Source organism: Streptomyces sp. B6B3, from assembly GCF_039871525.1.
In the GTDB taxonomy this organism is placed as follows: domain Bacteria; phylum Actinomycetota; class Actinomycetes; order Streptomycetales; family Streptomycetaceae; genus Streptomyces.
On record NZ_JBDPLU010000001.1, the window covers coordinates 671730 to 692040 of the forward strand.

Consider the following 20311-nt stretch of genomic DNA (forward strand, 5'->3'; position numbering starts at 1 on the left):
GAAGGCGGCGGAGGTGCGCCCGGAGGGGTGGACTGGGAGCGGTGGAGCGTTGTCCTGCTGAAGCCGGACTGCGTCCGGCGCGGCATGGTCGACACCGTCCTTGACCGCTTGTCCGAGACGGCCGAAATCCGTGCCCGCCAGGACGTCACCGTGCAGGACTGGCAGATCTTCGTCCACTACTGGGACCTCCTGGTCGACGCGGACCGGTTCGACCTCGACATCCCCTCCTGTCTGCGATCGATGTACGTCGGTCAGCGAGTCGCCGTCGCCCTGGCCCACGGCACGGCCGGCATCGCCTCGCGCTTACGCGACCACCTGGGGCATTTCGACCCTGGTCAGGCCCAGCGAGGGACGATCCGTGGCGATCTGGGCACCGACAGCCTGGCCCGTGCCCGAGCGCATGGTCGACTGATCGAGAACCTTGTGCACACCTCCGACGACGCCGAGGCGGCACGCCGGGACTTCGGTACATGGTTTGGCGCCAGCAATCGCCAGCTCCTCGTCACCACGCTCCCGTCCCAGCAGCGCCAGCCCTGGAGGACTCGCCCATGACAACCGTGCGCCGCCCACTGCCGTTACTCACTCCGGAGCAGAGGGCCGGTCTGCGGTCGGAGCTCACCGAGGTGATCGAGTACCGCAAGTCTGGTCTCTCCCTCAATCACATCGTCGGCTGTCCCCTGGACTGCGGGTACTGCGTCCGCCACCTGTTCGACAACTTCGAGATGAAGGTGCCCCGCGCGCTCATGTCCGATGACGAGGCCGTGCAGCGGCTCGTGAGTCACAGGTACTTCCGGCCACACGTCACTCCGGTCCAGCTCTTCAACCGGGCGACGGACCCCATGCTGGCGAACGTCAAGCCGCACACGTTCAACGTTCTCGCCGACCTGGACCGGCGAGGACTCACCAATCACGTGCTCGTGATCACCCGATGGCGCGTCAACGAGGAGGACTGCGAGAGGCTGAACGGCTTCCGCCACCTCAGGCTCACGGTCCTCGTCACCCACTCCGGCATCGACGACCAGCGGATCGAGCCGATCGACTCCACCATCGCCGCGGAGAGCCTGCGCACGCTGTACGAGAATGCCGTGCGCTACCGAACGGTCCTCTACTGGCGACCCATCGTCCCCGGCCTCAACGACTCGGACACTCACCTGCAACGGGCGCGGGACCTCTGCGAGCACGCCCACGCCACCGTGTTCACCGGTCTCTTCTTCCGACGACAGATCGCCGAGTACTACCAAGCCCACGGACTACCTCTGCCGTACGAGGACACAGCCCGGCGCAAGATCCTGCCCGAGCAGGCCGAGAGCCGCATCCTCGACCTCTTCCTTCGGCCGCGGGACATCGAGGCACCTTGGGGGCGGCTCTTCCGCAAGACGTCCTGCGCGGTCGCCCATGCTCACGGTGAGCCCGACTACAACGGGCACTACGGCATTCGTGAGCTGTGCACCATCTGCCCCCTCGGCCAGATCGATCTGTGCGCCGGTGCCTGGAAGGCTCCCCATGCTGCCGAGGCCACCGATGCGGCGCGGGCTCTCGGCGCTGTCGGCGACGTGGAGGTCACCGAGCGCGCCATCATGGTCGAGGGCCTGGACGAACCGCCGCGCTACTTCCTCCAACACGGCTTCGGCTACCAGGTCCACGACCGAGCCAGACCCCACCACTACCGCCGGCACGGCCGCGCAGAGATCGGCTGGCCGGGCGAGGAGGCATCTGCACCGTGAACTTCGAGTCCTGGCCCCGGCTGCTGGTCGTCGATGTCGAAGGAAACGGCGCCACACCGCCCGATCTCGTGGAGGTGGCGACGTTACCTCTCGTCGCGGGAACCCTCGACACCACGTCAGCCAGGGCTTGGCTCGTCCGCCCACCCGTTCCGGTGACCCCGTTCGCCAGCCGGGTACACAAGCTCACCAACGCGGACCTCGCCAGCTGTCCACCATGGAGCGACGTGGCTGACCACGTCGCGGCAACGCTCGACGGCGCATGGATCTGCGCCCACAACGCCAGCGTCGAGTACCGCGTGCTGCGCCGCCACCTCCCCGACTGGAAACCCGCGGGTGTCCTCGACACCCTCCGCCTCAGCCGAGCAACTCTCCCCGACGCGCCCAAGCACAACCTCGACGCCCTGATCAGCCACCTCAACCTCGACCTGACAGAAGCCTCAACCCAGCGCCACCGCGCACCCTTCGACGCCCACGCCGCGGCCCTCCTCCTGCTCCGCCTGGCCGCCCACCACCCAACATGGGAAGCGCTCACAGAAGCCGCCGTGCCACCCGGCCTCCCCGGCGTCCCAGAACCGGAGTCCCCACCCACGCTGTGGTGACGACGTTCATGCCTTGCGGGGGAGGTCTGCCCGCAGGCTCAGCACCGATGCGGTACAGCGGCCGAACAGCAATCGCCGCGATCGCAGTCGGCCGGCATCAGGGCGAAATGACGGTTCACCGGCCGAAGAGCCCTCAGCGACCCTCATGCCCGTGCGCCGGGAGGCCGGTGTTCATCGAACCGGAGCGGAAGCGCTCCACGCGGACCGGCCGGTCGCCGAAGCCCGCCGCGCGGAGGGCCTCGGCGACGCCCGACGCGGCGCGGGCCCGTTCCACCAGGTCGGCGTCCACCTCGACCCGCACCGCGTCGCCCAGGTCGCGCACCCGCAGGTCGCGCAGCGGCCCGAGCGCCGCCCGCACGGCGGCCTCGGCGCGTTCCACCCGGGCCAGCCGGTGCGGCGTGACGGGGATGCCGTAGGCGACCCGGCTGGCCAGGCAGGCGGCGGCCGGTTTGTCCCAGACCGTCAGGCCCCAGTGCCGGGCCAGCGCGCGCACCTCGGGCTTGTGCAGCCGCACGTCGGCGAGCGGGGTGCGGGCGCCGCGCTCGGCCGCCGCCCCGATGCCCGGCCGGAAACCGGCGACGACGTCGGAGGCGTTGGTACCGGTGGCGACCGTCGCGAACCCCAGATCGGCGGCGAGCGACCGCGCGGTGTCCAGCAGCACGCTCTTGCAGAAGTAGCAGCGGCGCGGCCCGGCGTTCTCCCGGTAGCCGGGCACCTCGCCCTCCCGGGTGGCCGGCGTGTGGTGGGCGACGCCGAGCCCGGCGCAGAAGGCGCGGGCGGCGGCCAGTTCGGCGGCCGGCAGCGACGGCGAGACGGCGGTCACGGCGGCGACCCGGCCCGCGCCGAGCGCGCGCACCGCCGCGGCGAGCACGACGCTGGAGTCCACTCCGCCGGAGAACGCCACGAGCGTCGGACCGTAGCCCGCCAGCTCGGCCACCAGGTCCCGCGCCATGCCGTCCGGGCTCGTCACGCGTCCCGCCCTTCCTCGCCGTGGTCCGAGTGCTCCGAGTGGTCCGCCGCGCGGCGGGCGGCCTCCGCCATCACGTCGCGCAGCGGGCGGCCGGTGGCCACCGCGGCGGCCCGCGCCTCCTCGTACTCCGGCTGCACCGTCACGATCCGGTCGCCCAGGTAGCCGCGTTTCACCCCGACGACCGCGCCGTCTCCCGCGCCGTCGGGGACTCCGGCGACCCGGGTCTCGATCCGGTCGCGGCGTAGCGAGCGGCGTTCCACGGCCGAGACCCGCACGCCCAGCGTGGTGGTCTGCTCGAACACGACGCGACACACGGCGTCGAGCCGTCCCTCGTCGACCAGGACGCTCAGCACGTGTCCGGGGCGGCCCTTGGGCATCAGCGCGGGCGTGCACCACGCGTCGGCGGCGCCGGCGGCGCGCAACGCCGCCAGCACGTCGGGCCACAGCCGGGGGTCGAGGTCGTCCACGCTGCTGTCCAGCCGGCGCAGCTCGGCGGTGGCCCAGTCCGGCGGCGGCGCCGCCTCCCCGACCACGACGCGCAGCACGTTCGGATGCCCCGCCGGGTCGGCCCGGCCCGCGCCGGTGCCGACCGAACGCGGCACGCAGTCGGGCACCGGGCCCCAGCCGGTGGCGAGCTCGGCGAGCAGCGCCGCGCCGGTGGGCGTGCACAGCTCCATCGCGGCCGGGTGGGACCGCAGCGGAGCGCCGGCCGCGCGCAGCAGTTCCAGCACCGCCGGGGGCGGCACGGGCAGCGGGCCGTGCGCGGTCCGCACGGTGCCGGAGCCGGCGGCGACCGGCGAGACGACGCGGACCGGCGCCTCCAGCAGCCCCAGGCTGTGCAGCGCGAGGGCGCAGCCGGTGATGTCCGCGATCGCGTCCAGCGCGCCGACCTCGTGGAAGTGGATGCGGGAGACGTCGGTGCCGTGCACCCGCGCCTCGGCGTGCGCCAGCCGCTCGAAGACCGCCAGCGCGAACTCACGGGCCGGCGCGGGCAGCTCCGCGCCCGTCAGGATCGCGGTGATGTCGTCCAGGTTCCGGGTGACCCCGGCCTCGCCGGCCTCCGCGCGGCCCTGCGCGGCGCTGGGCGCGCGGCCATGCTCACGGCCCTGTGGGCGGTCGCGTCCATGGCCGTGTTCGTGATCGTTCTGGTGGTCGTGTTCGTGGCCGGGCTGGGGGCCGCTGTCGTGGCCGGGGTCGTGACCGGAATGGTGACCGGACCGGAGGCCGCGGTTGTGGTCGGGCCTGTTGTCGGGTTCCTGATCGGGTGCGTGGCCGGGCTGGTGAGCGGGTTCGCGTTCGTGGTCGTGTTCGTGGCCGGGCTGGTGAGCGGGTTCGCGTTCGTGCCCGTGTTCGTGCCGGTGGTGGGGCGGGCCCGGGGCGTCGTCCGGCGGGACGTGTACCTCGGCGAGGGCCGCGGCGAGGCCGTGGCGCCGCACCGGCCGCACGGTCACGTCCAACGGTTCCGCGCCGAGCCGGCCCAGGCCCCGCAGGCCGGCGCGCACCGCGCCGAGGTCGGCGCCGGCGTCGAGCAGCGCGGCGAGCAGCATGTCCCCCGCGGCCCCGTTGCCCGCGTCGATCCAGAGCACCCTCACCGGGCGGTCCTCCGGGCGATCCGGGCGGCGGCGACGCCCGCGCCGAAGCCGTTGTCCACGTTCACGGTTACGACGCCCGCCGCGCAGCTGTTGAGCATGGCCAGCCAGGCGGTGACGCCCTCCAGATGCCAGCCGTAGCCCACGCTGGTGGGCACCGCGATCAGCGGGGCGCCCACCAGGCCGCCCAGCACCGAGGGCAGCGCGGCCTCCATGCCGGCCACGGCCACCACCGCGTCGGCGGCGGCGATCCGGTCCCGTTCCGCGAGCAGCCGGTGCAGGCCGGCCACGCCGACGTCGACGATCTCGTCCGGCTCCGCGCCGAAGACCCGCACCGTCTCCGCGCACTCCCGCACCACCGGCAGGTCGGAGGTGCCCGCGGCGACGACCGCCACCCGCCCGCGGGCGGGCGAGTCGCCGAGCACCGCCGTCCGGCCGACCGGGTCGGTCCGGACGTCCGGCAGCTCGCGTTCGCAGGCGGCGATCGCCTCGTCCGCCAGGCGGGTGGCCAGCACCGCCCGGCCGGGGTGCGCCAGGTGCAGCGTGCGCAGCGCCGCGACGATCTGCTCCGGCGTCTTGCCCTGGCCGAGGACGACCTCGGGATCGCCGGTGCGGGCCGCCCGTTCGGTGTCCAGCCGGGCGAAGCCGAGATCGGCCACGCCCGTCGTCCGGGACGGTGATGCGGCCACGCGATCACCCTCTTCCGTTTGCTTCTGTTTTCTTCAGACTTACTTCTGGTCTTCTTCCGGCCTTCTTCCGGTTCTGGGCGAGAGGGTAGCTCCTACAGGAAGCTGACGTTCTGGGCGAGGCTCAGCTCGCTGGAGTAGTTGATGGTGTTGGTGGCCCGCCGCATGTAGGCCCGCCACGCGTCGGAGCCGGACTCCCGCCCGCCGCCGGTCTCCTTCTCGCCGCCGAACGCGCCGCCGATCTCGGCGCCCGAGGTGCCGATGTTGACGTTGGCGATGCCGCAGTCCGAGCCGTCGGCGGCCAGGAACCGCTCCGCCTCCTGCTGGTCGCGGGTGAAGATCGACGACGACAGGCCCTGCGGCACGTCGTTGTGCAGCGCGATCGCCTCGGCCAGGTCGTCGTAGGTCAGCACGTACAGCACCGGCGCGAACGTCTCCTCGCGGACCACGTCGGTCTGCCCGGGCATCCGGACCAGGGCGGGCTCCACGTAGCTGGCGTTCGGGGCGGAGGTGTGCCGGCGGCCCCCGCCGGCGAGGATCCGCCCGCCGTCGGCCTCGGCCCGGTCCAGGGCCGCGCGCATCGCCTCCTCCGCGCGTCCCGAGATGAGCGGGCCGACGAGGGTGCCGTCCTCGAAGGGATCGCCGACCGGCAGCTTGCGGTACGCCGCGGCCAGCCGCTCCACCACCTCGTCGGCGACGTCCCGGTGCACGATCAGCCGGCGCAGCGTGGTGCAGCGCTGGCCCGCGGTGCCGGCGGCGGCGAAGACGATGCCGGCGGTGGCCAGGGCGAGGTCGGCGGACGGCGCGACCACGCTGGCGTTGTTCCCGCCCAGCTCCAGCAGGCAGCGCCCGAAACGGGCCGCGACCCGGGGGCCGACCTCCCGGCCCATCCGGGTGGAGCCGGTGGCGCTGAGCAGGGCGACCCGGGGGTCGTCCACCAGCCGCTCCCCGACGGCCCGGTCGCCCAGCAGCAGCCGGTGCACGTCGCGCGGCGCGCCGGTCTCCGCGCAGGCGCGCTCCAGCAGGTGGCTGGCGGCCAGCGAGGTCAGCGGGGTCAGCTCGGAGGGCTTCCACACCACGGTGTCGCCGCAGACCAGGGCGATGGCGGTGTTCCAGGACCAGACGGCGGCGGGGAAGTTGAACGCGCTGATCACGCCGACCACGCCCAGCGGGTGCCAGGTCTCCGCCAGCCGGTGCCCCGGGCGTTCCGAGGCGATGGTCCGGCCGTAGAGCTGGCGCGACTGGCCGACGGCGAAGTCGCAGATGTCGATCATCTCCTGGACCTCGCCGAGCGCCTCGGAGCTGATCTTCCCGGCCTCGATGGTGATCAGGTCGGCCAGGTCGCCCTTGTGCTGCCGGAGCAGCTCGCCGAAACGGCGGACGAGTTCGCCGCGGGCCGGCGCGGGCGTGGTGCGCCAGGTCCGGAAGGCGGCCGAGGCGGCGGCGACGGCCTCGTCGGCGTCCCGTTCGGTGGCCGCGGCGAGGCCGAGGAGGTCCTCGCCGGTGAGCGGGGTGCGGGCGGCGAGTCCGTCGCCCTCCGGCACGACGGCGCCGATCCGCCGCAGGCTGGCCCGGGCGCGCTCGGCCAGGGTGCCGGTGTCGGGCAGGGCGAGGATGCGGTCGTCGGTCGCGGTCATCGGGCGTCCTCCGTGAGGGTGGTGGGCGTGCGGGGTTCGTCGGGGGAGGCGTCTGGGGCCGTGGGCGCGTCGTCGAGGCCGAGTTCCTCGGCGACCCGGCGGAGCGACTGGTCCTGCTGTCGTCGGTAGAGGGCGAACGGGTCGTGGATCTCGCGGTCGATCATCCCGGCGAGCCGTGCGAGGTCGTAGTGCACCGCCTGCTGGGCCTCGTCGCGGGTGCCCTCGCCGCTGAGGTTGGACTGGAAGATCCCGGCGGCCGAACGCGGCAGGAAGTCCTCGTAGACGACGGGCCTGGCGCTGACCCAGCCCCGGTCCAGCAGTTCGGACAGCCGGGCGGACGGCGGGGCGCCGGCGGGCCGGTCCGCGCTGACGTGGTAGGTGAAGAACGCCAGCCCGGCCTCGACGAGGCCGCGCTCGGTGTCCGGGAGGCCCGCGCGCCAGACGTCGCTCGCCACGTCCTGCCGCGCCGTGGCGGGCCGTCCGGCCATCCGTCGGTCCACCTCGGCGAGGAGCCCGTCGTACCGGGCCCGCCCGGCGGCGGTCAGCGCGATGCCGCGCGCCTCGACCTCCCCGAAGCGGACGCGCAGCGCCCCGGTGGTGACGGTGCCGTCGTCCCGGCGCATGGCGCGGGGTTCCGACAGCGCGCGGAAGGAGGTCTGGCGCAGCAGCACGTCCGGACCCTCCCAGCGCGGCGGCCCCTGGATGGTGTCGATCATCTGGATGCCGCGCTCGGTCATCCGCCGGTACAGCTCGTCGATGTCGAGGACCCGCGGCGTCAGGTGGTTGACGTGGGTGCTGGTCACGCCGCCGATGTCCGCGGCGACGGCGGAGACCCGTTCCAGTGTGGCGTACCAGGACTGGTCGACCGGTTCGCCTGAGAGCTCGAACGCCCCCACGGCCAGGGCGAGGAACCGTTCCGCCGCGGCCTCGGGCAGCTCCCGTTCGCGCTCGGCCCGGTCGGCCAGGTCGAGCAGTTCGGGCGGGAAGAGCTGCCGGCGCGCGAGGAACTCCTCCAGCCGGCCCCGCAGCTCCGCGTCGAAGAACCGCGGGTCGGCCGGGGTGAGCATGGAGGTGAAGACCCGGAACGGGTTGCGGGCCAGTTCCTCGGCCTCGACGGGCCGGAACGCGGTCGAGACGACGGGGACGGCGCTGGCGGCGGCCTCCCTGAGGTCGTAGAAGCCGACGGGGTGCATGCCCAGGGCGCCGAAGATCCGGGCGACCTGGTGCAGTTCCCGCGGGGTGCCGACCCGGATCGCGCCGTGCCGCTCCGCGGTGACGCGGGAGATGGAGCCCAGGCGTTCGGCGTCCGCGCCGGAACGCGCCAGCACGTCGGTGTTCACCTCGCGGGAGACGTCCACCAGCGTGGTGTAGGCGGGCACCTCGCGCCCGTACATGTCCGACAGGCGGCGGGCGAACTCCGCCCGCAGCCGCCACTGGCTGATCGTTGTCATCGCTCTGCCTCTCACATCGCGTCGGGTCGGGTCACGTCGGGTCGGGTTCGGGGGTGGGGCCGAGCACCGTCACGTCGTCGCCGCAGGCGTCGAGCAGGGACGCCGAGACGTCGATCTCGGCCAGCGCCAGGGTGTTGCGGATCCGCACCACCCGGGCCTCGGTCGGGTCGGGGAGCCCGAGGGCGCCGACCGCGATCCGCAGCCCGTCGTCGAGCGTCGGCACCACGACGGGGCAGCGGCTGCTGGCCGGGGAGCCGCTGGTCAGGCTGTTGCGGTAGGTGGCGCTCCAGTCGACGGCCTCGGCGAGCCGGCGGGTGACGAAGTCGGCGTTGCCGATGCCGGCGGCGTTGCCGTGGCTGACCGGGGTCAGCTCGCCCGCGACGAGATAGCGGATCCGCGGGGTGGTGAACGGCGGTTCGAACGGCACGCTGTGCCGGCCGACCACCTTCGAGTCCATGCCGGCGCCCGAGACGTCCTTGCCGAACTGGTCGACCAGCAGCACGTCCAGATCGTCGACGGGCAGCCGGGGGGTCCACTCCTTCGCCAGCCGCAGCAGCTCCCGTTCCCGCCCGAGCAGCCGGTCCGGGCCGACCGCCTCGACCAGCGCCGTGGTGTGGCCGCCGTTCTCCACGATGCCCAGCCCGAACAGCGGCCGGCCGGTGGCCAGCAGCGCCTCCGCGCCGGCGACGACGACGCGTTCCAGACCGCCGAGCCGCGCCGCCAGCCGGTGCTGGCGCACCGCGCCGTCCGGGCCGCCGAGGCCGATCGCCAGCATCTTGGCCAGTCCCGACTCGATGCCGCCGGAGAAGTCCGTGTGCGGTTTGACGCGGTTGACCACCACCACGTGGTCGGCCTCGGCCGCGGGCCGCAGCATCAGCGTTCCGGCGCCGAGCGCCTCGGCGACCGGTACCGACTCGGTGGCGCAGACCACGGGGCAGCCGACCGAGCGTTCGGTGACGCCGAGACCGGCCAGCACCTCCCGCTGCCCGGCCTCGGTGGCGCCGCCGTGACTGCCCATCCCGGGCACCACGAACGGCTCGGCGCCCAGCGCGCGCAGGTGCGCGACGCAGGCGGCCACCACCGGCACGACGTCGGCGATGCCGCGGCTGCCCACGGCGACCGCGATCCGCCGGCCGGGGAGCGCGCCGAGCCCCAGCGCGGCCAGGGTGTCCCGGGTCGCGGCGGCGGCGTCGGCGACCCGCGGGCCGCGCACCGGCTGGCGCACCCGCACCATCCGCGGCAGCGCGGCGGCCCGCGGCACGCCGGACAGGTCGGCGCCCGCCGGGCCCGCCCCACGCGGCGCGGGCCCGGCCGTGGCGTACTGGGCTGTCGGGTGCCGGGCCGTCGGGTGTGGGGCCGTCGGATCAGGTCCAGAGCACGTCATCGGTGATCTCATCCGTCGTACGAACGCCGCACAGCGCCATCGCCATCTCCAACTCCACGCGCAGCCGGGTCACCACCCGCCGCACCCCCTCGGCCCCCTCCGCGGCCAGCCCCCACAGGTAGGGGCGGCCCAGCAGCACCGCGTTCGCGCCGAGCGCCAGCGCCTTCAGCACGTCGCCACCCGACCGCACACCGCCGTCCACCAGCACCGGAACCCGCCCCGCGACGCGCTCGACGACCCGGGGCAGCGCGTCCACCGTGGCCGGCAGCGTGTCGAGGTTGCGGCCGCCGTGGTTGGAGACGATGATCCCGGCCGCACCGGCCGCCACGGCGCGCTCGGCGTCGTCGCCCCGCAGCACGCCCTTGACCAGCACCGGCAGCTCCCGTTCCGCGCACAGCCCGGCCAGCCGGTCCCAGGTCAGGCCGGCGTCCAGCGCGGAGCGGTGGATCACCTCGGGGTCCGCCGGCGGGGCCAGCCCCGCCGGCAGGTCCCGCAGCACCCCGAACTCCAGCCCGTCCGGCAGCGACACGCCGTCCCAGCCCTGGCCGCTGCGCATGCCCGCCACGGGCGTGTCCAGCGTGACGACCAGGGCCTCGGCGCCCCGCGCCACCGCCTCGTCCAGCACGTTCGCGACGAAGCCGGCGTCCGGCGCCGGGTTCAGCTGGAACCACCACGGGCCCCGCGCCGCCGCCGCGATGTCGGCGGTCGGGGTCGTGGTGTAGGAGCTGACGACGAAGAGCGCCCCCGCCTCGCCCGCGCCGCGCACGCTGGCCAGCTCGCCCTCCGGGTGGAACAGCCGGTGGCAGCCGGTCGGGGCGAGCAGCACCGGGTGCGGCAGCCGCCGCCCGAGAAGCCGCACGGACGGGTCGACGGAGGTGACGTCCACGCCGACCCGCGGCGCCAGCCGGATCTCCTGGTACCGCTCCTCGTTCCACCGGGCGGTGTGCCCCGAGCCGGCGGCCGAGGCCGCGTACCGGGACGCCAGGTCGGTCATGCGCTCCGCGGCGAGTGCCGCGTAGTGCTCGAGCGGTGGCAGGGCCGGCGTCATCGGGCGCGCTCCGGACGGCCGCCGAGCAGCCCGCCCAGCACCTCGGCGCAGACGTCGTCGATCTCGGTGCCGGGGTCGCGCTCCTGGTAGCGCCGGTACGCCTCGTGCTTGGCCCAGTCCCTGACCCCGATCGGCAGGTCCCGCAGCATCTCCCCGACCCGGGCCTGCGCCGCGTCGGGCCACGTCGCGTCCAGGCGGGCGCGTCCCGGCCCCAGCGCGATGCCCGCGTCGGCCCGGCGCCGCCCGGCGCGTTCCCGTTCGGTCGCCGCCTCGTCGAGCCGGCCGCCGGCGATCACCACGCCGTAGCCCTCGGCCGCGTGCGCCTCGGTCAGCAGGCCGCGTTCCACGTCGGCGAGCACCTCGGCGGCCGGCCGGTCGAGCGGGTCGCCGTAGCCGGCGCCCGCCGCCGAGGTGATGCTGACCACGTCGCCCGGCGCCATCCGCAGCAGCGCGAACTTGCCGATGTCCGTCTCCTCCGCGCCGCGCCGGACCACGCACCGCCCGGTGCTGCCGGCCTGGCCGCCCGCCACGCCCCACGGCGCCAGCGCGAAACGCTCCAGGCCGCGGGCGGTCACCTCGGTGTCGATGTGCAGCGCCTCGAAGTCCAGCCGCATGGCGAGCCCGCCGCGGTGCCGCCCGGCGCCGCCGGTGTCGGGCACCAGCCCGTAGCGGCGGACGACGATCGGCAGGGACGACTCGCACGTCTCCACCGGCGTGTTGCGCATGAAGCCGCCGTACGCGCTCTCGGCCGCGTCGAGCCCGTCGGCGCCGGGCCGCGCGCCGCCGCCGCCGAGGATCGGCTGCACCACCTCCACCAGCCGCTCGCCGGTCTCGGGCCGCGGCACCGCCGCCACCACCGGAGAGATGGAGCCGGGGCCGCAGGCCGGGATCTGCCCGGGCAGGGCCTGCGCCAGCGCGCCGTACACCGCGTCGCCCACCCGGATCGCCGTCGCGTACCGCACGCCGATGGCGGCCGGGTGCCGGGCGGAGACCAGCGTGCCGGGCGGCGCGGTGAGGGTGACCGGGCGCAGGATGCTGCTGGTCTTCGGCAGGTCGTCGTCGCGGCTGGTGAGGTAGCCGACGATGGCCAGGCAGAGCAGCGGGTTGGTGCCGGCGGTGCCCGCCATGTTCAGCGCCGAGGACACCTGCGGATCGGTGCCGTCGAAGTCCACGGTGAGGTCGGAGCCGGCGACCCGGACCTCGACCTCGATGCGGACCGGCACCTCGGAGTAGAGGTCGTCCTCCAGATAGTCGACGAAGCGGTACGCGCCGTCCGGGATCTCCTCGATGAGGCGCCGCGCCCGCGCCTCGCCGTACTCCAGCACCCGGTCGATGCCGTCGGCGACGGCCTGCCGGCCGAAGCGCTCCACGGCCTCCAGCACCTGCTGTTCGCAGACCTCCAGGCCCGCGCACATGGCCTCCAGATCGCCCTTGTTGGTCTCCGGGATCCGGGTGTTGTCGAGGATCAGGTGCAGCACGTCGGTGTTGACGCGGCCGGCCCGGTACAGCTTCGTCGGGCGCAGCCGCAGGCCCTCCTGGTAGACCTCCCGGGCGGTGGGCCAGACGCTCGCGGGCACCGCGCCGCCGAAGTCCGAGGCGTGGATGAACGCGTACGCCCAGGCGAGGATCTCGCCGTCCACGAAGATCGGCCGGACCACGTGCACGTCGGGCAGGTGGGTGCACGGCTGGCCCGCGAGGTACGGGTCGTTGACGATGATCACGTCGCCGGGCTCGTACTCGGGGAAGTACTCCAGCAGCTCCCGCATGTTCGAGCCGAGGTAGCCGGGGGCGCCGAGGTTCCACGGGTACGCCACGTACTCGCCGGAGGTGGCGACGACGCCGCAGGAGAAGTCCGCCGTCTCCTTGATGAAGGTGGCGTACGCGGTCCGCTCGATGACGTGGGACATGTTCTCGACGATCGCCTGGAACCTGTTGTACAGAACCTCGAGGGGCACGTCAGCCGTCATGGTGGTTCGCCTCCGCGATCACGTTTCCTCGCTCGTCCATGGTCGCGGTGTATCCGGGGACCACCACGATGGTGCTGTCGGGCAGGGCGATCACCGCGGGACCCGCGACGGGCACGCCCGTGGTCAGCTGGTCCGGGGTCACGACGGTCGCCTCGACGGCGGTCGCCCCGTGCATGATCCGCCGCCGCGCCGGCACCGCTGCCCCGGCACCGTCGCCGGCGTCGCTACCGTCGCCGGTCCGCCGCGGCGGACCGCCCGGTGGCGTCCCGGCCGCCTGCTCCGGCAGCTCCACGGTGGCGAAGAGCCGCAGCGAGACCAGGAAGACGCCCTGGTCGGGGCTGGTGAGACCGTACCGGCGGACGTAGTTCTTCTCGAAGAGCTCGCGCAGCGCTATGGCCGGATCGCTGCCCAGCGTCTCGGGCAGCGCGACCTCGATCTCGTACGACTGGCGCCGGTAGCGCATGTCGGCGGCGAGCTGGAGCACGACCCGCGGGTGCCGCGCGGCGAAGCCGTTGACGGCCAGCCACTCCCGCGCCTGCTCCCGCAGCCCGGCCACCGCCCGCTCGTAGGCCGCCTGGTCCACGGTCTCCACGTCGGCGTTGAGGGTGCGGATGAAGTCCGCTCGCGGCCGGGCCAGCACGGCGCCGGTCGCGCACAGCGTGCCGGGCGACGCCGGGACGACGACGCGGGGCACCCGCAGCTCCGCCGCGAGCGCGCACGCCTGCACCGGGCCCGCGCCGCCGAAGGCCACCAGCACGGACTGCTTCGGCTCCAGCCCGGTACGGGCCAGCACCGCGCTGGTGCCCCGGTGCAGGCTGGAGGTGGCGACCTCGACGATCTGCCGGGCGGTCCGCTCCACGTCCGTGCCGAGCCGCTCGGCCAGCGGCGCCAGCGCCGCCCGGGCCGCGGCCTCGTCCAGGTGCAGGGTGCCGCCCGCGAGTCCGGCGGCGCCCATGTAGCCGCAGACCAGGAACGCGTCGGTGAGCGTGGGCCGGGTGCCGCCCTTGCCGTAGCAGGCGGGTCCGGGTTCGGCGCCCGCGCTCTCCGGGCCGACCTTGAGCACGCCGGTGTCGTCGACGCGGGCGATCGACCCGCCGCCCGCGCCGATCGAGGAGATCTCGATCGACGGCAGCACCACGGGGAAGTCGCCCACCTCGGCGTTGCGCGAGGTGACCGGCTCGCCGTCGCTGATGACGGCGATGTCGGTGCTGGTGCCGCCCATGTCCAGGGTGATGCCGGAGTCGAGGCCCAGCGCGGCGAGCACGTCCCGGACCGCCGAGATGCCGGACGCGGGTCCGGAGAGCATCGTCTGGATCGCGTTGGCGCCCGCGTCGTCGACGCCGGTGACGCCGCCGTTCGACTTGGTGATCAGACAGGAGGCGTCCACCCCCATCTCCCGCAGCCGGGTGCGCAGGTCGGTCAGGTAGCGCTCGACGCGGGGCGCGACGTAGGCGTTGACCACCGCCGCGATGGTGCGCTCGTACTCGCGGATCTCCGGCCACACCTCGTGCGAACAGCACACCGACAGGTCGGGCCAGCGCGCCGACAGGGCGCGCCGGGCGGCGCGCTCGTGCTCCGGGTAGGCGTGCGCGTGCAGGAACGCGACGACCAGATGGTCGAGGCCGTGCTCCGCGCGCAGCGCGGCGACCCGGTCCAGCAGCGCGCCGGTGTCCAGCGGGGCGTCCTCCCGCCCGTCGGCGAGCATCCGCTCGGGCACCTCGACGACGCGGGAGCGGGGGATCAGCGGCTGGGGGCGCACCGCGAAGAGGTCGACCGGCTTGCCCAGGTGCAGCCGGCGCAGCTCCAGCACGTCGCGGAAGCCGTCGGTGACGACCAGCCCGAGTCGCTCCCCGCGGCGCTGCAGGACCGTGTTGAGCGCGATGGTCTGGCCGTGCACGAAACGCCGCACGTCGGCCGGGCGGTAGCCGGTCTCCGCGAGGATCTCGCCGAGTCCGGTGACGACGGCGTCGGCCGGGCGGCCCGCCGTGGTGGGGCGCTTGGCGTGGTGCCGGTGCCCGTTCTCGGTGTCCACCAGCGTGAAGTCGGTGAAGGTGCCACCGATGTCCACGCCGATCTGCAATGACGCCACTACGCCACCATCTCCTTGTCTCGTGCGTTGGCCGGTGGCTCGTCCGCGTCGTCGAGCCGGCTGCGATAGGTCTCCGGGAAGATCAGCGCCACGGGGAGGACCAGCAGCGCCAGCGTCGCCACGTACCAGCCGGGGGCGGAGAGCGCGTCGGTCCGGTCGACGAGGAACTGCCCGACGAACGGGGCGGTGCCGCCGAACAGCGCGTACGCGATGTTGTAGCCGATGGACGCGCCCGAGTAGCGGACCGTGGTCGGGAACAGCTCGCACATCACTGTGGACAGCACGGCCGCCACGCAGCCGAACGGCAGCGCGAACATCAGCTGGCCGGCGATGGCCGCCGCGGTGCTGCCGCTCGACAGGGTGAGGAAGGCGGGCACGGCGAGGACGACCAGGCCGACCGCGCCGGTGACGAGCACCTTCCGGCGGCCGATCGAGTCGCTCAGCCGGCCGAGCACCGGTATCAGCGCGCACACCACGACGACGACCGCGCTGTTGGTGACCGCGGCCACCGTGGAGCCGGTCTCCACGTTCTCCTTCAGGTGGGTGGGCATGTAGCTGGTGAGGGTGTACGAGGCGACCGAGTTGAGGCCGGCGATCGCCATCACCAGCAGCACGGCCCTGCGGTGCTGGGTGAGCACGGTGCGCAGCGGCGCCGACTCCTTGCGGTCCTGCTGCTCCAGCGCCCGGAACTGCGGGGTGTCCTCCACCCTGAGACGCAGGTAGAGGCCGACGAGCGCGAACGGGCCGGCGATGAGGAACGGCAGCCGCCAGCCCCAGGAGTCGTAGGCCGCGTCCGGCATGGTGCTGAACGCCAGCACCACGAACCCGGCGAAGGCGGACGGCAGGGTGCCGGTGGCGACGGAGATGCCCGCCCACTGGCCGCGCCGGTTCGGCGGGGCGTACTCGACGAGGAAGGTCGACGCGCCGGTGTACTCGCCGCCGGAGAAGAAGCCCTGGCCGAGGCGGGTGAGCACCAGCAGGATCGGGGCGGCGATGCCGATGGCCGCGTAGGACGGGATGAGGCCCATCAGGACGGTGCAGACGCCCATGCCGAGGACGGCCACGGACAGCACGTTCTTCCGGCCGACCCGGTCGCCGATGCGGCCGAGCACCAGGCCGCCGACCGGCCGGAGCAGGAAGCTGACGCCGAAGACGGCGAGGGTGCCCAGCAGCGAGGCGGTGTCGTCGCCGTCCGGGAAGAAGGCGTGGGAGATGGCGGAGGCGGAGTAGGCGTAGAGGGCGAAGTCGTACCACTCGATGAGGTTGCCGATTGAGGCGGTCGCCACCACGCGACGGCGCGACGGCTGGGACACCTCGGGCGGCCCGGGGGTTCCGGGTTCTCCGGGTGTTCTGGGTTCTCTGGGTTCTCTGGGTTCTCTGGGGGTCGGGGTTGACATGGCGAACTCACCTCAGCCTTTCCTGGCCGGGCCGGTCAGGCCGAGCGTGCGGAGCAGCCGCATCAGCCCGGCGAGGGCCTCGGGGTCGTCCTCGACGGGGAGGCGGGGCGGCCGCGGGTAGCCGGCGGGCCGGCCCTGGAGCCGCATGACGGCCTTGAGCTGGGCCTGCATGCCGCCGAAGACGCCGTTGCCGTCAGCCTCGTGCAGGGCGGCGCGGGCCGCGTTGAACTCCTCGGCGATGGCGAGCGCCTGGGGCAGCTCGCCGGCCCACAGATGGTCGAAGGCCCGCGCGGTCCTGGGGCCCAGCAGCATGCCGGCGCCGAAGTGGCCGTCGCCGCCGTACCCGCTGGCCATCAGGGACAGGCCGGCGGGCGTGAGGGCGTTGCCGAAGACCCGCAGCCGGTCGCCGACGGCGCCGATGGTGCGGTGGTACTGGAGGTCGTCCGGGGTGCTGTCCTTGATCGCGACCACGTTGCGCAGGTCGGCGAGCCGGATGGCGGTCTCCGGGGTGATGTTGGTGGAGACGTCGGCCGGGATGTTGTAGACCATCACCGGGCCGGGAATCCGGGCGGTGGTCCGCTCGTAGAACGCCACCACCTCGGCCGGGGTCAGCCGGGCGGCGGGCGGCGGGGAGTAGAGCACCCCGTCGGCGCCGGTCTGCAGGGCGTGCCGGGCCAGGGCCACGGTCTCGTCCTCCCGAAGGCTGGAGACGCCCACCAGGAGGGGGATCCGTCCGCGCAGTTCCTTGACCGCGACCTCGGCGACGCGGGCGCGCTCCTCGTGGCTCTGGGCGTACCACTCGCCGGTGCTGCCGTTGACGAGGGCGGCGTGTGCGCCGTCGTCGGCGAAGCCGGCCAGCACCTCGGCGAGCAGTTCCTCGTCCAGGGCGCCCTCGCGGGTGAACGGTGTCGGCGCGGCGGCGAAATAGCCACGCCAGTCAATGTCCTGGCGATCCATTCCCGCTGGTCCTCCTCGTAGCTCGGGGGTGGCTGTGGTGCTCGCGCCGCGGGCCCGCGGTGGTCGCGCAGAATGCATGTATTGGCCAAGTAAAGGGGTCGGCCCGTCAGCCGGGACGGCGGGCTTCTGGCCCGTTCTGTCATCCGGCGGCCGGCGGCCGTGGCGTCCCGGGGCACGCGTGTGCCCCGCCTGGCGTGGTGGGTCGGGCGCGTCGGCGCCCACCCGGTCTGGTCGCAGGGTGTTCCGTGATGGGTCGCATCGCCGGCGCCGTTCGGAATTACCGAAAGGCATTCGGAAACGCGTGCCGGAGACGCTGGCACGGGGGACGCCGGATCGTCAACCCCTCGTTCGGCATCGCTGCTAATGTGGCCGCATGACCGAACGGCGTCCGCGTTCCCGCGTCCAGAGTGTTGACCGCGCCGGGCTGCTGCTCGGCCTGCTCGCCGAGGCCGACGCCTCCGGGCGCGGCCTCGCCGACCTCGCCGCCCAGCTCGGCGTCGCGCGCAGCACCGCCCACGCCATGCTGCGCACCCTGGAGGTGCACGGCCTGGTCGCCGAGGTGAGCGGGCCGCGCTTCGTGCTCGGCACCGGCCTCATCCGGCTCGGCGACATCGCCGCGAAGCAGCTGCCGCTGGCCGACCAGGCGCGGCCCGCGCTTGCCGCGCTCGCCCAGGAGACCGGCCTGACCACCCGTCTGGCCGTCGCCGACCAGGGCTTCCCGGTCTTCGTCGCCCGCGTCGACGGCCCGGGGTTCGTCCGGTTCCACACGCCGCTCGGCGGCCGGGAGGCGCCGAACGCCAGCGCGGCCGGCAAGGTGATCCTCGCTGACCTCACGGAGGAGCGGGTCCGCGAACTGGTCGAAGAGGTGGGCCTGCCGGCCCGCACCCCCCGGACCATCACCGACGTCGAGGTGCTGCTCGCCGAGCTCGACCGGGTGCGGGCCCGCGGCTACGCCGTGGACGACGAGGAGGACCTCGACGGCGTCTTCTGCGTGGCCGCCGAGGTGCGCGACGCCGGCGGCCGGCTCATCGGCGCCCTCTCGACCACCGGCATCACCTCCGACCGCCGGGCCCGCTCCATCGAGGACCTCGGCGCGGTCGTCCGCAAACACGCCCAGGACCTCGGCACCCGCCTCGCCCGCTGACCCCTTGCCGGGGAGAGCCCGGTTTCGCGGCCCGCCGGGCCAACGACGCCTCCCGGGCGGGGCACCGCTCGCGGGCCGGCGCCTGCGGGAACTGCGCTGGGGCGCCTCCCAGGTGTCGTGCGGACCTGGTTGCGGGTGCTGGTTCGAGATTCGCGGCTGACCGGAACGCCGCGCCATCTCGGGGCGTGCCCGGATCGGGACGACCGAGGTTTCGCCTGCCGGGCGGGGTGCCGCTCGCGGGCTGGCGCTCGCGGAAACCGTTCGGGTTCGGGGTGTCTCCCAGCGCCTCAGGAGGTCGCCCGGGCGGGGGCCTGGTCGCGGGTGCCGGTGCGCGGCTCGCGTCATGCGGCCGGGCCGGCGGCGGCCGGGGTTTCGCCTCCCAGTGGGGTGCCGCTCGCGGGCTGGCGCTCGCGGAAACCGTTCGGGTCTGGGACGTCTCCGAGTGTGCCGGTGCGCGGCTCGCGGTGGACCGGTACGCCGCGCCATCTCGGGGGACGCGGGCGGGCCTGCGACGGGCCCCGGGCTCGGCGCCCGCAGTCCGGGTGGACCGCGCGAAGCGCGTCCGCGTCCGCGCGCTACACCAGCGGCGTCAGGTGGGGCGCGTCGGGTGGTACCGCCTGGGTCAGGGCGTGGAGGAACGGGCCGGTCAGGGGGTTGGTGTTGGCCTTTCGGCAGACCGCGAGCACCGTGCGGTGTGACGGCGGAACCGTCGGCGCGGCCGCCAGGCGGTCGTCGGGGCGGTGGCCCAGCGCCGGCACCACCGCCACCCCGCCGGTCGCCACCACCAGCTCCCGCACCACGTCGTAGTTGTCGCTGCGGAACGCGATCCGCGGCGTGAAGCCCGCCGCCGCGCACAGCCGGGTCAATGACAGCGCGCCCGCGGTGCGCTGGCCGCTGGTGATCCACCGGCGCCCCGCGAGCCGCGGCAGCTCCACCGACGGCAGGCCGTCCGGCGGCCGCAGCACGAGCAGTTCCTCCCGCAGCAGCGGGCGGGTCAGCACGCCGTCCGGCCAGCGCCGGGGACACAGCGCGTACTCGTAGACCAGCGCCACGTCGAGCTCGCCCGCCACGACCGCCGTCATCAGCTCGTCCGGCTCGCTCTCCTCCAGCGTCACCTCCGCGCCGGGGCAGCGCTCGCCGAACGCGGACAGCGCCCCCGGCACCAGCCGGACGCTCGCCGTCGGGAAGCTGCCCAGCCTGATCCGGCCGCTCAGCCCGCCCGCCAACTGCCGCACCTGGTAGTCGAAGTCGTCGAGCCCCGCCAGCAGCGGCCGGCTCAGCTCCAGCAGCCGGTCCGCCGCCGCCGTCGGCCGGATGCCGTGCGCCTCCCGCTCGAACAGCACCAGGCCCGTGTCCCGTTCCAGCGCCGCCATGTGCTGCGAGACCGCCGACGCGGTGTACCCCAGCTCGCGGGCGGCCAGCGCGAACGAGCCGGTCCCGCACACCGCGCGGAACGTCAGCAGATGCGGAAGCTTGTACACCCGCCACACACCTCCTCCCGCAGACCACGTCTCGGACCGAAGCACTCAGACCACATCAGGCCAAGTTTCTCTTGGCCTCCCCCTTCCAAGGTATAGCCCTGCTGACCCTTGGCAGCGCCCACCCCGCCACCCATCGTGGACGACGAGCGCGCCGCCCGCCGGCCGCGACCGGCTCGGTAGGACGGGAG

The 20311-nt window shown here is 74.3% G+C and carries 16 protein-coding genes; 4 read left to right on the forward strand and 12 right to left on the reverse strand.

Features of this window, described 5'->3' with window-relative positions; all coding sequences use genetic code 11:
* Window positions 1-27 precede the first annotated feature (27 nt).
* The 3 genes from ABGB06_RS02880 to ABGB06_RS02890 are packed head-to-tail and all read left to right on the forward strand — an operon-like array spanning window position 28 to window position 2323.
* Entirely contained in the window at window positions 28-552 is a 525-nt protein-coding gene (locus ABGB06_RS02880; RefSeq protein ID WP_347585025.1) for a nucleoside-diphosphate kinase, read from the forward strand.
* Complete coding sequence (locus ABGB06_RS02885) at window positions 549-1724, forward strand: radical SAM protein (RefSeq protein WP_347585026.1); 1176 nt, start codon at window positions 549-551, stop codon at window positions 1722-1724. The genes ABGB06_RS02880 and ABGB06_RS02885 overlap by 4 nt, the downstream gene beginning before the upstream one ends.
* Complete coding sequence (locus tag ABGB06_RS02890; protein WP_347585027.1) at window positions 1721-2323, forward strand: 3'-5' exonuclease; 603 nt, start codon at window positions 1721-1723, stop codon at window positions 2321-2323. Before ABGB06_RS02885 ends, ABGB06_RS02890 begins: the two co-directional genes overlap by 4 nt.
* Before the next feature lie 133 nt (window positions 2324-2456).
* Here the strand turns inward: ABGB06_RS02890 and larE are convergent, their stop codons facing one another.
* The 11 genes from larE to ABGB06_RS02945 all read right to left on the reverse strand — a co-directional run bounded on the left by larE (window position 2457) and on the right by ABGB06_RS02945 (window position 17498).
* On the reverse strand, window positions 2457-3293 hold the full coding sequence (gene larE, locus ABGB06_RS02895) for an ATP-dependent sacrificial sulfur transferase LarE (protein WP_347585028.1): 837 nt from the start codon (window positions 3291-3293) through the stop codon (window positions 2457-2459).
* Window positions 3290-4885 carry a nickel pincer cofactor biosynthesis protein LarC gene (gene larC / locus ABGB06_RS02900; RefSeq protein WP_347585029.1) on the reverse strand — a complete coding sequence of 532 codons (1596 nt, stop codon included), beginning with the start codon at window positions 4883-4885 and terminating at the stop codon, window positions 3290-3292. Before larC ends, larE begins: the two co-directional genes overlap by 4 nt.
* Window positions 4882-5571, reverse strand: coding sequence for a nickel pincer cofactor biosynthesis protein LarB (larB, locus tag ABGB06_RS02905; protein ID WP_347585030.1), 690 nt, complete (start codon window positions 5569-5571; stop codon window positions 4882-4884). The genes larC and larB overlap by 4 nt, the downstream gene beginning before the upstream one ends.
* 92 nt (window positions 5572-5663) lie before the next feature.
* On the reverse strand, window positions 5664-7205 hold the full coding sequence (locus ABGB06_RS02910; RefSeq protein WP_347585031.1) for an aldehyde dehydrogenase family protein: 1542 nt from the start codon (window positions 7203-7205) through the stop codon (window positions 5664-5666).
* Window positions 7202-8656, reverse strand: a complete 1455-nt coding sequence (locus ABGB06_RS02915; protein ID WP_347585032.1) for a VOC family protein — start codon at window positions 8654-8656, stop codon at window positions 7202-7204. Before ABGB06_RS02915 ends, ABGB06_RS02910 begins: the two co-directional genes overlap by 4 nt.
* Before the next feature lie 31 nt (window positions 8657-8687).
* Window positions 8688-10040 carry a hypothetical protein gene (locus tag ABGB06_RS02920; protein ID WP_347585033.1) on the reverse strand — a complete coding sequence of 451 codons (1353 nt, stop codon included), beginning with the start codon at window positions 10038-10040 and terminating at the stop codon, window positions 8688-8690.
* Window positions 10021-11088: an alpha-hydroxy acid oxidase gene (locus tag ABGB06_RS02925; RefSeq protein ID WP_347585034.1), complete on the reverse strand. Its 1068-nt coding sequence runs from the start codon at window positions 11086-11088 to the stop codon at window positions 10021-10023. The genes ABGB06_RS02920 and ABGB06_RS02925 overlap by 20 nt, the downstream gene beginning before the upstream one ends.
* Complete coding sequence (locus tag ABGB06_RS02930) at window positions 11085-13043, reverse strand: hydantoinase B/oxoprolinase family protein (protein ID WP_347585035.1); 1959 nt, start codon at window positions 13041-13043, stop codon at window positions 11085-11087. Before ABGB06_RS02930 ends, ABGB06_RS02925 begins: the two co-directional genes overlap by 4 nt.
* A 1-nt stretch (window position 13044) precedes the next feature.
* Entirely contained in the window at window positions 13045-15144 is a 2100-nt protein-coding gene (locus ABGB06_RS02935) for a hydantoinase/oxoprolinase family protein (RefSeq protein ID WP_347585036.1), read from the reverse strand.
* Complete coding sequence (locus tag ABGB06_RS02940; protein ID WP_347585037.1) at window positions 15144-16430, reverse strand: MFS transporter; 1287 nt, start codon at window positions 16428-16430, stop codon at window positions 15144-15146. The genes ABGB06_RS02935 and ABGB06_RS02940 overlap by 1 nt, the downstream gene beginning before the upstream one ends.
* A 123-nt stretch (window positions 16431-16553) precedes the next feature.
* Window positions 16554-17498 (reverse strand): dihydrodipicolinate synthase family protein, encoded by a 945-nt coding sequence (locus ABGB06_RS02945; protein WP_347585038.1) that lies wholly within the window; start codon window positions 17496-17498, stop codon window positions 16554-16556.
* Window positions 17499-17871: 373 nt separating this feature from the next.
* Here ABGB06_RS02945 and ABGB06_RS02950 point away from each other — a divergent pair, with 373 nt between their 5' ends.
* Window positions 17872-18642 carry an IclR family transcriptional regulator gene (locus ABGB06_RS02950; RefSeq protein WP_347585039.1) on the forward strand — a complete coding sequence of 257 codons (771 nt, stop codon included), beginning with the start codon at window positions 17872-17874 and terminating at the stop codon, window positions 18640-18642.
* A gap of 575 nt (window positions 18643-19217) precedes the next feature.
* On the opposite strand, the gene ABGB06_RS02955 is transcribed toward ABGB06_RS02950, so the two are convergent.
* Window positions 19218-20123: a LysR family transcriptional regulator gene (locus ABGB06_RS02955; protein WP_347585041.1), complete on the reverse strand. Its 906-nt coding sequence runs from the start codon at window positions 20121-20123 to the stop codon at window positions 19218-19220.
* Window positions 20124-20311 lie beyond the last annotated feature (188 nt).

Coding starts and splice junctions, on each gene's coding strand:
- ABGB06_RS02885 (WP_347585026.1), top strand. CDS start 549: ATGACAACCGTGCGCCGCCCACTGCCGTTACTCACTCCGGAGCAGAGG.
- ABGB06_RS02910 (WP_347585031.1), bottom strand. CDS start 7,205: ATGACCGCGACCGACGACCGCATCCTCGCCCTGCCCGACACCGGCACC.
- ABGB06_RS02915 (WP_347585032.1), bottom strand. CDS start 8,656: ATGACAACGATCAGCCAGTGGCGGCTGCGGGCGGAGTTCGCCCGCCGC.
- ABGB06_RS02920 (WP_347585033.1), bottom strand. CDS start 10,040: ATGACGTGCTCTGGACCTGATCCGACGGCCCCACACCCGACGGCCCGG.
- ABGB06_RS02925 (WP_347585034.1), bottom strand. CDS start 11,088: ATGACGCCGGCCCTGCCACCGCTCGAGCACTACGCGGCACTCGCCGCG.
- ABGB06_RS02945 (WP_347585038.1), bottom strand. CDS start 17,498: ATGGATCGCCAGGACATTGACTGGCGTGGCTATTTCGCCGCCGCGCCG.
- ABGB06_RS02950 (WP_347585039.1), top strand. CDS start 17,872: ATGACCGAACGGCGTCCGCGTTCCCGCGTCCAGAGTGTTGACCGCGCC.